Raw genomic sequence first — 10,103 nt, forward strand, 5'->3', positions numbered from 1 at the left:
ACGCCGGGCGGGCTGAACCGGGCCGCCGCACCGCATCAGGCGGCGCGTCGTCCAAGGAAGCGACCGTCGCCGGCTTCGACGATGTGGCCGTAGAGGCTGTAGCCGAATAGGATGCCCCAGCCGGCGGCGAGCGCAACGAACAGCGCGATCCAGCGCTTCGAGACGGCACGAACCTGTCCGCCGCCCTGCTCCGCCGGGCCCGCGTCGAGCCCCACCGCCATGGCCATCCCGTCCTCCCCTCAGCGGACCGTGCGCACCGGACGCCGACACCCCTCGCGACCCTCGACCGACGCCGTGTCGGCGCCAAGTCGCCGCCAAGTCGCCGCCCCGCACGTCGGGTCCGGGCACCGGTCGCCAGGACCATCCGCTCCTAGAACCTTTGCGCGAACGCCGCGGGATGCGCCGAATACGCATTGCGGGCGACGAAATGTTAACCGGTCTTCCGTCTCGGGAAATCCCTAAACCGCGCGAATACGGCGGCGTGGCGGCGACGGATTGCCTGTGGGTCTTCGACGTAACACTTCCGACGTTGCATTCGTGCCATGGCGGGGCTGCCGATTCACTGCCATGTTCGGCAGCCGATCCGTTCAGGACGCGCCTTCGAGGCACCCGATCCCCCGCGATGAGATGCTTCGCCACGGCCCTTGTGATCGCCCTCGCCGTCGGGCCGGCCGCGGCGCAGACGCGGCAGGCGACGCCGCGGATCGCCTGCGCCGACGCGATGGCGCTGGTGAAGCGCGGCGGCGACGTGACGATCGCGGTCGGCGCCGGACAGCCCGAGCGCGTCGTGCGCGACCGCAGCTTCTGCGACCTGTCCGAGATCGCCGAGCTCCGTCTCGTGCCTACTCGCGACAACCCGCAATGCCCGATCGGCTATCGCTGCCGCGAGCCCGGCTTCGAGGATTGGAACTGGTAGGCCGCCCGTTCACGCGCGGTTGAGCGTCGCGCGCCTCTTGGTGCCACGATCTCGCCACGACCCGCCTTCACTGCCGCCGGGAGGGCTCCGACAACGGAGCCGACCACCAAGATCACCGGGAGACGCGCGTGGCCGCACTTCGAAGCGGGCTCGGCTTGCAGGCCGTGCTCACGGCGCTTGCCGCCCTCGTGCTGCTGGCGGCGCCCGGCGTGCCCTCCCCGCCGCTCTACGTGTCGCTCGCGGGCTTCGCGATGGCCGGCATCCTGCTCGCCTCGGCCAACCTCTCCGCCTACCTGAAGGTCTTCGTCGCGGTCTACGGGATCGGCTACCTCGTGCTGGCCGGCGGCAAGACCCTGGCGGCGATGAGCCTGCTGCCGCCGACGCTGGCCGCCCTGCTGCCGCCGGCCTTCGCGGCCACCGGTGCCGTCGTGTTCGGCGGCCTCGTCCTCGCGATCTCCTACCTCAAGCCGATCCGCGCGATCACCCTGATCGCCGACCCCTACTTCGCCAGCCGCGAAGCGCCGACCGCGGAGATCGGCCCGTTCCGGTTCTTCGGCAACACCGAGGGCAAGGTCGGGCAGCGGCTGGTGGCGCTGTCGATCTTCATCACCTTCGCGCAGGTGGCGCTGCAGCTGCGCCTGAATTTCTGGTTCCGAGACCTGTTCAATGCCCTGCAGGAGTACAACGCCGACGCGTTCTGGTACCAGCTCGTCTGGATCTTCGCGCCGCTGGCCACGGTCTGGGTCGTGGTCGGCATGTTCGACACCTTCGTCGACGCGTCGCTCCACCTGCGCTGGCGCACCTGGCTGACCCGAAGCTTCTACGAGCGCTGGCTCGACGGCGGCACGCATTACCGCATCCCCTTCACCGGCGAGCACGCCGACAACCCGGATCAGCGCATCCAGAGCGACGTCAACCTGTTCATCTCGCAGACGACGACGCTCTCGATCCGCCTGCTGTCGCAGGCTGCGACCCTGGTCTCGTTCATGGTCATCCTGTGGGGGCTGTCGCGCGACTTCGTGCTGCCGTTCACCGACACCGTCGTGCCGGGCTTCCTCGTCTGGCTCGTGGTCGGCTACGCCCTGGTCGGCACCTGGCTGACGCATGTCATCGGGCGGCCGCTGATCGGTCTCGACTTCCGGCAGGAGAAGGTCGAGGCCGACTTCCGCTTCTCGCTGGCCCGGTCGCGGATCTATTCCGAGCAGATCGCGCTGCTGCGCGGCGAGCGCGCCGAGAACGTCAGGCTGAAGAGCCTCTTCCACGAGATCATCGACAACTACCTCGGCATCATCTACCGGCGGATCAAGCTCGGCAGCTTCACGCTGTCCTACAGTCAGATCAGCGTGGTGTTCCCCTACATCCTCGCGGCGCCGAGCTACTTCCTGAAGAAGATCACCCTCGGGCAGTTCCAGCAGACCGGCGACGCCTTCTCGAGCGTGCAGTCGTCGCTGTCGTTCTTCATCAACTCCTACGTCACGATCGCGGCCTACAAGGCCAACACCAACCGTCTTGCGTCGTTCAAGCGCGCGATGACGCTGGCCGAGGCGTATTCCGCGGCGACCGACGGGCTCGGCCACGGCAACGCCAGCAAGGCCGACGTGACCGCCACGGGGCTGACCCTCGCCCTGCCCGACGGGCGGACCATCGTCACAGCCGACGGCCTGTCCCTGACCAAGGGCGCGGCGACCCTGCTCACCGGCCCGTCCGGCTCGGGCAAGTCGACCCTGTTCCGCGCGATCGCCGGCATCTGGCCGTTCGGCAAGGGCCGGATCGACGTCCCGGCCGGCCAGTCGGCCCTGGTGCTGCCGCAGCGCCCCTACATTCCGCTCGGAACCCTGCGCGGCGCCGTGTGCTACCCGAACACCACGGACCAGTTTCCGGACGCCGCGATCCGCGAGGCCCTCGTCGCGGCGCAGCTGCCGGCGCTGGCCGACCGCCTCGACGAGGTCGACGCCTGGGACCAGCGCCTGTCCGGGGGCGAGCAGCAGCGCCTGGCCATCGCCCGCGTGGTGCTGGCCAAGCCCGAATGGCTCTTCCTCGACGAGTCGACCGCCGCACTCGACGAGGCGAGCGAGGCCGGCATCTATCGCATGCTGCGCGAGAGGCTGCCCGGGACCACGATCGTCTCGATCGGGCATCGCTCGACGCTGCACGCGCACCACGAGCGCCGGGTCGACATGCAGGCGACGGGTGACGGATTGTTCAGCCCGCGCGAGCTTCGCGCCGTCGCGCCGGCCGAATAGAGCATCCGCCGCAACGAAGGCTCGCATGTCGAGCCGGCTTTTCAATGATCGAACTGCGAGACGGGACGAATCACCAATCGCAATTGCCGATCGGGAATAAGAAAGGAACCCTCACGCAGTCGTGACGTTTGTACCCCGCTATCAAGAAACTGCGGAGAAACGCATGACCAAGATCACGACTTTCGCCAGCGCCGCCGCCCTCGTCCTGATGTCGTCGGCAGCCTTCGCGGCGCCCTGCTCGACCGGGACCACGGTCACGCCGAACAAGGACGCCAGCAAGTCCTCGACGGTCGATCCGAGCGCCACCGCCAACACCAGCCCCGGCGCCAAGGGCGAGTCCCCCGGTACGGTCGGCGCGATGAACAAGGCGGGCTCCGCCGCGACCGCCACCTCGCCCGCCGACGTGAACGCGCAGGACAAGGGCAAGCCGACCGCCGCGCAGGCCGCTAGCAACGATTGCTGATCGACTTCGATCGCAGCTGAGATCGCGCCCGCTCCGGGAGACCGGGGCGGGCGTTTTCGCGCGTTTAGAGCATGTTGCATGATCTCCGGATCATGTAACATTCTCTGTCCTATTGCGTGGTCGCATTTTCTTCACGCGAGCCGGCGTCCACCTCGCTCGAAATTGCTCTAGCCGAGCAGCCCCGTGGCCGCGAGCGCGGCCTTGCGGATCGCGTCCACGTCCGGCGCACCGGGCTTAACCACCCAGCTTCCGCCGACGCAGAGCACCGCACCGAGCGCCAGCCATTCCGGCGCCGTCGCCTCGGAGATGCCGCCGGTCGGGCAGAACCGGACCTGGCCGAACGGCGCGGCCAGCGCCTTCAGCGCCTTGATCCCGCCCGAAGCCTCCGCCGGGAAGAACTTGAACCGGTCGAGCCCGTGGTCGAGGCCGCGCATGATGTCGGCGGCGTTCGAGACCCCCGGTAGGTAGGGGATGCCGCGCTTCAGCGCCGCCTCGGTGAGCGGCGCGGTGAGGCCCGGGCTGACGATGAAGGTCGCGCCAGCCTCGATCGCCGCGTCGAGGTCGCGCTCGTTGAGCACTGTTCCGGCGCCCACCACCGCGCCCTCCACCCGCGACATCGCGCGGATCACGTCCAACGCCGCCGGCGTGCGCAGGGTGACTTCGAGCGCTGTAAGCCCGCCCTCGACCAGGGCGCGGGCGATCGGCTCGGCGTGCTCGACCTCCTCGATCACGAGGACGGGGATCACGGGGACGGAGCGCATCAGCGCGTCGATGCCGGTCATGCTGCGTTCCTTGTCCGTTGATCTCAAAGGCCGGCGGCGGCGAGCATCGCCGAGGCGCCCTGCTCGGCTCCGTCCGCGCCGTGGCGCATGAAGGCGAACAGCTCGCGCCCGGTGCCGGTGGCCGGCGGCGGTGCCACGGCGTCGTCGCGGGCGGCGAGTTCGGCGTCGTCGACGAGCACTTGCAGCAGGCCCTCTTCCGCGCTGAGGCGCACGATGTCGCCGTCGCGGATCTTAGCGATCAGGCCGCCGCCCAGCGCCTCGGGGCTGAGGTGGATCGCCGCCGGCACCTTACCTGAAGCGCCCGACATCCGCCCGTCGGTGACGAGGGCGACCTTGTGGCCGCGATCCTGGAGGACGCCGAGCTGCGGTGTGAGCTTGTGCAGCTCCGGCATCCCGTTGGCGCGGGGACCCTGGAAGCGCACCACCACGACCACGTCGCGCTCGAGCTCGCCCGCCTTGAACGCCTTCAGCACGTCGTCCTGGTGGTCGAAGACGCGGGCCGGCGCCTCGATCGTGCGGCGATGCTCCTCGACCGCGCTGGTCTTGAAGGTGGCACGGCCGAGGTTGCCCTTGACCAGCCGCATCCCGCCGTCCGCCTGGAACGGCGCGCCGGGCTTGCGCAGCATCGTGTCGTCCAGGCTCTCGGGCACCGCATCCTCGAACGTAAGGTCGTCCCCCGAGAGCTTCGGGTCGCGGGCGTGGTCGCGCAGGCGCGCGCCGGACACGGTGAGGATGTCGTCGTGCAGCAGCCCGGCATCGATCAGGCTCGCCATGACGAAGCTCATGCCGCCGGCCGCGTGGAAGTGGTTCACGTCGCCCGAGCCGTTCGGGTAGACGCGGGCGATCAGCGGCACGACGGCCGAGAGCCGGTCGAAATCCTCCCAGTCGAGGACGATGCCGGCGGCGCGCGCCATCGCCGGCAGGTGGATCGCGTGGTTGGTCGAGCCGCCGGTGGCGAGCAGCCCCACCACCGCGTTGACGATCGCCTTCTCGTCGATGCAGCGCCCGAGCGGTCGGTAATCGTTGCCCGATGCGCCGATCTCCGACAGGCGGTGGATCGCAGCGCGCGTGACCGCCTGGCGCAGCTTGGTGCCCGGGTTGATGAACGAGGCGCCCGGCATGTGCAGGCCCATCACGTCCATCATCATTTGGTTGGAGTTGGCGGTGCCGTAGAACGTGCAGGTGCCGGCGCCGTGATAGGAGGCGGATTCGGACTCCAGCAGCTCCTCGCGGCCGACCTTTCCCTCGGCATAGAGCTGGCGGACGCGCTGCTTCTCCTTGTTGGCGATGCCGGTCGGCATGGGGCCTGCCGGAATCAGGATCGTCGGCAGGTGGCCGAAGCGCAGCGCGCCGATGATCAGGCCAGGCACGATCTTGTCGCAGATGCCGAGGAGCGCGGCGCCGTCGAACATGCCGTGGCTCAGCGCCACCGCGGCCGACAACGCGATCGTGTCGCGCGAGAACAGCGACAGCTCCATGCCGCGCTGGCCTTGCGTGACGCCGTCGCACATGGCCGGCGTGCCGCCCGCGACCTGCGCCGTCGCGCCGACCTCGCGGGCGAACAGCTTGATCTGCTCGGGGTAGCGTCCGAAGGGCTGATGCGCCGACAGCATGTCGTTGTAGGCGGTGACGATGCCGATGTTCATCGCCCGGCCCGAGCGGATCGCGGCCTTGTCCTCGCCCGACGCCGCGAAGCCGTGGGCGAGGTTGCCGCAAGCGAGCGTCGGCCGATGCACGCCGGATTCGCGCTCGCGCCGGATCAGGTCGAGGTAGGCGGCCCGGGAATCGCGCGAGCGCTCGACCACGCGCGCCGTCACGGCCGCGACCACCGGATGGATCTCTGTCATCGCAAGTCCTCTCGACGGCTCGGATGCGAAACGCTCCGGGACCGTCCTGTGCGCTGCCGACTTTGGGCCGGCCGGCGAAGGTGCAGATCCTTACGCCCCCGACCTGACCACAAGATGGCGGGACCGGTCGGGGGCTTCGGGCTCAATACTGCCAGAAGATCCGCTGCAGCTCCTTGGTGTCGCTGGTCTTGGTCAGCGCCACCGCCGCGAGGATCTTGGCCTTCTGCGGGTTCAGGTCGTGGGCGACGACCCAATCGTAGGTGTCGTCCGGCTGCTCGGCGTTGCGCAGGACGAACCCGTCGGGCACGCGCGAGGAGCGGATGATCAGCGTGCCCTTCGCGCGGATGTCCTTCAGCGTGTCCACGAGGTAGCCCGGCACCGAGCCGTTGCCGGTGCCCGCGTTGACGATCGCCTTGGCGCCGGCGTCGACCGCGGCCTTGTAGGCGCCGGGGAACATGCTGCCCGATCCGTAGACGATGGCGACCAGCGGCAGCGCGTCGATCGTGTCGATGTCGAACTCGGAGCTGGTGCCGTGGCGCTTGTCGAGGCTGCGGAAGAAGTAGGTCTTGCCCTCGACCACCATGCCGAGCGAGCCCCACTGGCTGAAGAACGCGCTCGGAACGATGTTGGTGCGCTTGGTGGCGTCGCGGCCGGACTGGATCTGGTCGTTCATCGTCACCATGACGCCCTTGCCGACCGCCTCCTTGCTGCCGGCCACCGCGACCGCATCGAGCAGGTTGAGCGCGCCGTCGGCGGAGATGGCGGTGGAGGGGCGCATCGAGCCGACCACCACGATCGGCTTGTCGGTCTTCACCACGAGGTTGAGGAACAGCGAGGTCTCCTCGAGCGTGTCGGTGCCGTGGGTGATGACCACGCCGTCGACGTCGCTCTGCTTGACCAGCTGCGACACGCGTTTGGCCAGCTGCACGAGCTGCGCGTCGGTGAAGCTCTCGGAAGCGATCTGGAAGACCTGCTCGCCGCGGACGTTGGCGATGGCCGACATCTGCGGCACCGCCGCGATCAGCTTGTCGACCCCGACCTTGGCCGCCTGATACGTCGCGCTGTTGGCCGCGTCCGCGCCGGCGCCGGCGATGGTGCCGCCGGTGGCGAGGATCACCACGTTCGGCTTGCCGACCTTGGCCTCCACCGCCGCGTCGGACATCTCGCGCCCGATCGCCGCCCCGGGCAGCGACAGGCTCGCGAGGAGAAGGGCCGCGAGCGCGGCGCACCGGCTGGATCTGACAGGAAGCATCGACACCCCTTCGCATGGATCGCCGCGGCGCGGCGCACCGGCCGCATCCTAGGCCGGCCCATCCGCGAGGCAAGAACGAAGCCGTTCGTTCGCGCGACCGAGCCGCGCGACCGTCACGCCGGATCGAAGCGGCAGCTTGAGCGTTGAATACGGGTCGTCCCCCGGGAAAGGCGCCGCCATGCTGACCTTCGCCAGCCTTCTGCGGGAAGTCGAGGCCAACGCCCCCGCCCGCGAGGCGATGTCCCTCCTCGACACGGCGCTCGCCCGCCGCACCTCCGACGAGCAAGGCGCGTTCTGGCGGGCGATCGACATCTACTACGTGTCTCGCAAGGCGCCCGGCGCCGAGGCGCAACCCGAACCGCCTGCATTGGTCGCTGCGACGCAGGCACCGTAGCGCCCGCGCTTCATCCGTCCGTGTCCACGCTTCGGTCACGTCGGACTTGCGCGCCGGCCTCGCTTCGGCCGATCACGCGGGACGCGCGGTCGCCAGCGGCCCGGATCAAGCAGGAACCCCATGTCCGAACCCGACGACGAGCCGCTCGACGCCGTCTCGCGCCTCTACGCGAAGATGCTGGCGATGGAGATCGTGATGGGCGTGCTGATCGGGCGCCTGTCCGAGGAGGACCCGGAGGTGCGCGAGGACGTGAAGCGCGACGTCGCCGTGCTCCTGGCCGACATGCCGATCGATGGCGCAAGCGAGGAGCTGATCGCCGGCGAAGTCCGGCGCGCCGCGGAGGCCCTGACCAGCGTGCGCATCGCCTGAAAGCCGCGCCGTCAGGCGAAGGGGTTCTTCACCACCGTCGGCGCGGTCGTCGATTCGGCGACCTCGGCCGGCAAATCCGCCGCCTCGAGCGCGGCGACCACGGCGTCGATCGTGGCCTTCAGCGCGCGCGCCTGCGCCAGGCCGACCTTGTCCCGCGTGATGTCGAGGGAGCCGTGCAGCGCGATCGTGTCGGGGCCGTTCTCGAACGCCAGTGCGCCGACGATCCTCACCGCCGCCGCATCCGCAAAGGGCTCGAAGGCGGGCTCGCCATCCTTGGACTTCGTCATCGCAAAGGATCCTCAGAAGATCGAGCGGAGCAGCTGGCGCAGGGCGCGGTGCAGGGCGCGCGCGGCCTCGTGGCCGAGCCAAGCGCGCCAAGTCTGCTCCCGACCCTGGGGGCGGTGGTCGGCGACGTCGTCGCGGGAATAGGCGCGCGGCTCCGGCAGCGTCATCGCCGAGGCCTTCTGGCTCGGCGACAGCGACGGGAACGCGTCGATCCCGGCGACGCCGCGCAAGGCGTCGAGGGAGATCGCCTGCCAGGTCCCGCCCGCATCGTTGGGCGCAAGGTAGGCGCCGCCCTCCCCCGCGACCGGATCGTAGATCGCCTTGAACATCTGGCTCGGCACCAGCACGCGGCCGTTGATCGAGGCGAGCGCGTCGCCCGCATAGACCGGCCCGGTCACGACGAAGAGCTGCCCGCGCCGGGTCGCGAGCCGGCGCGTGCTCTCCTCGATCGCCGCCCAGAGGCTTCGGTTCAGGGCGCGGTTCTGCGGGACGACGTTGGCCAGGCTGAAAGATTGTGCCTGCGCCGCGCCGGTCGGCATGTCGCCGGCCGGCGCGAGATGGCCCCGGTCGAACCCGCTGCGGACGTAGTCGTCGAGCCGCGCGCGCTTGTCGGCGGGGACGCGGTCCTCGTCGTGGAAGGCGTCGATCCGCTCGACCCGCCGAGCGTCCGAGACGCTCGCCCGGGTCAGCCGTTCGGCGGCGTAGAGCGGCGCGCGCGCCACCCCGGAATGCAGCACCGCATAGGCGTCGAAGCAGAGGGGCAGCGTCTTGGCGGCGAGCTTCGGATTCGTCAGTTCAGGGGGGCGATTGTCGACGAACAAGGCCGGGCAGCGTTCCGCGGCGCGAACCGGACCGAGGCCGAGGATCAGGGCGACGAGGGCGATTCGTCCGCGGCTCAAGAGCACGCGCGAACCCTGCGCGGCCCCGACGGCGTCGGGCGCTCGCGCCAGGTGCAGGGGCGACCGAGCGTGCCCTCGAATGGGCGGACGTCGCGGTCGGGGGCGCCCGGCACGGTGCGAACCGGGCAGTCGCCGAGGAAGGCACACGCGAACGTGAACACGTCGTCGACCGGGCGCGGCTCGGCTTCCGCGCGTGCGCTGAAGACGAAGGCGAGAATCGATAGGAATCCGGACAGCACAGCACGGAGCAACGCGGGCCTCATGTGGCAGCGAGGGCACGAAAGTGGGAAAATCCAGGGATGAAACATTGATCGGATCCCACAAGGTCCGTAATTGGCACTATCATGACAGCGGCCGTACCAACGTTCCCGCGAGCGGGCGACGGCGAAACCGGCCGGAACGACCCCGTCGTCATAGGGGAGGTGGACCGCGCATCGGCCGCCTCGGATCGACGCGGCCTGCCACGGATGCCCTTCGGGCCGGAAGTCATAGCGAGCGAGTGGTTCATTGACACGTCAAGAAACATCCCCCTCGATTTTGGACGGTTTGTCTGAGACGTCTGCGTTGCGTTTGTTGCCGGAGAGCGACCTTCCGGCGGTTGCGGAGGCGGTTCGGTCTGAGATGATCGAGACCGTGTCGGTGACGGGCGGGCA

At 69.6% G+C, this 10,103-nt stretch carries 11 protein-coding genes; 5 read left to right on the plus strand and 6 right to left on the minus strand.

The window, feature by feature from the left end; all coding sequences use genetic code 11:
• Positions 1 to 35 precede the first annotated feature (35 nt).
• Positions 36 to 227, minus strand: a complete 192-nt coding sequence (locus FV229_RS22370; RefSeq protein ID WP_147754074.1) for a hypothetical protein — start codon at positions 225 to 227, stop codon at positions 36 to 38.
• Positions 228 to 622: 395 nt separating this feature from the next.
• On the opposite strand from FV229_RS22370, the gene FV229_RS22375 reads away from it, so the two are divergent.
• The 3 genes from FV229_RS22375 (at position 623) to FV229_RS22385 (ending at position 3,622) form a co-directional block, all read left to right on the plus strand.
• The gene (locus FV229_RS22375; protein WP_147754075.1) at positions 623 to 916 is read left to right on the plus strand and encodes a hypothetical protein; all 294 of its coding nucleotides are present in this window, start codon (positions 623 to 625) and stop codon (positions 914 to 916) included.
• A 128-nt stretch (positions 917 to 1,044) separates the two neighbouring features.
• Positions 1,045 to 3,159 (plus strand): ABC transporter ATP-binding protein/permease, encoded by a 2,115-nt coding sequence (locus tag FV229_RS22380; RefSeq protein ID WP_147754076.1) that lies wholly within the window; start codon positions 1,045 to 1,047, stop codon positions 3,157 to 3,159.
• 163 nt (positions 3,160 to 3,322) lie between these two features.
• Positions 3,323 to 3,622, plus strand: a complete 300-nt coding sequence (locus FV229_RS22385) for a hypothetical protein (RefSeq protein WP_147754077.1) — start codon at positions 3,323 to 3,325, stop codon at positions 3,620 to 3,622.
• Between the two features lie 167 nt (positions 3,623 to 3,789).
• Here FV229_RS22385 and eda read toward each other — a convergent pair whose 3' ends face one another.
• The 3 genes from eda to FV229_RS22400 form a co-directional block, all read right to left on the minus strand.
• Positions 3,790 to 4,404, minus strand: a complete 615-nt coding sequence (gene eda, locus FV229_RS22390) for a bifunctional 4-hydroxy-2-oxoglutarate aldolase/2-dehydro-3-deoxy-phosphogluconate aldolase (protein WP_147754078.1) — start codon at positions 4,402 to 4,404, stop codon at positions 3,790 to 3,792.
• A 23-nt stretch (positions 4,405 to 4,427) separates the two neighbouring features.
• A complete protein-coding gene (gene edd / locus FV229_RS22395) occupies positions 4,428 to 6,251 on the minus strand; it encodes a phosphogluconate dehydratase (protein ID WP_147754079.1) in 1,824 nt (607 codons plus the stop codon).
• A gap of 142 nt (positions 6,252 to 6,393) precedes the next feature.
• The gene (locus tag FV229_RS22400; protein ID WP_246688290.1) at positions 6,394 to 7,509 is read right to left on the minus strand and encodes a type II asparaginase; all 1,116 of its coding nucleotides are present in this window, start codon (positions 7,507 to 7,509) and stop codon (positions 6,394 to 6,396) included.
• 172 nt (positions 7,510 to 7,681) lie between these two features.
• On the opposite strand from FV229_RS22400, the gene FV229_RS22405 reads away from it, so the two are divergent.
• On the plus strand, positions 7,682 to 7,897 hold the full coding sequence (locus tag FV229_RS22405; protein ID WP_147754081.1) for a hypothetical protein: 216 nt from the start codon (positions 7,682 to 7,684) through the stop codon (positions 7,895 to 7,897).
• A gap of 120 nt (positions 7,898 to 8,017) precedes the next feature.
• Entirely contained in the window at positions 8,018 to 8,266 is a 249-nt protein-coding gene (locus FV229_RS22410) for a hypothetical protein (protein WP_147754082.1), read from the plus strand.
• An 11-nt stretch (positions 8,267 to 8,277) separates the two neighbouring features.
• Here FV229_RS22410 and FV229_RS22415 read toward each other — a convergent pair whose 3' ends face one another.
• Both FV229_RS22415 and FV229_RS22420 read right to left on the minus strand, forming a co-directional pair.
• Positions 8,278 to 8,553: a hypothetical protein gene (locus FV229_RS22415; protein ID WP_147754083.1), complete on the minus strand. Its 276-nt coding sequence runs from the start codon at positions 8,551 to 8,553 to the stop codon at positions 8,278 to 8,280.
• Positions 8,554 to 8,565: 12 nt separating this feature from the next.
• Positions 8,566 to 9,435, minus strand: a complete 870-nt coding sequence (locus FV229_RS22420) for a DNA/RNA non-specific endonuclease (RefSeq protein WP_246688291.1) — start codon at positions 9,433 to 9,435, stop codon at positions 8,566 to 8,568.
• Positions 9,436 to 10,103: the final 668 nt, after the last annotated feature.

This window comes from Methylobacterium sp. WL120, from assembly GCF_008039465.1.
Classification (GTDB): domain Bacteria; phylum Pseudomonadota; class Alphaproteobacteria; order Rhizobiales; family Beijerinckiaceae; genus Methylobacterium; species Methylobacterium cerastii.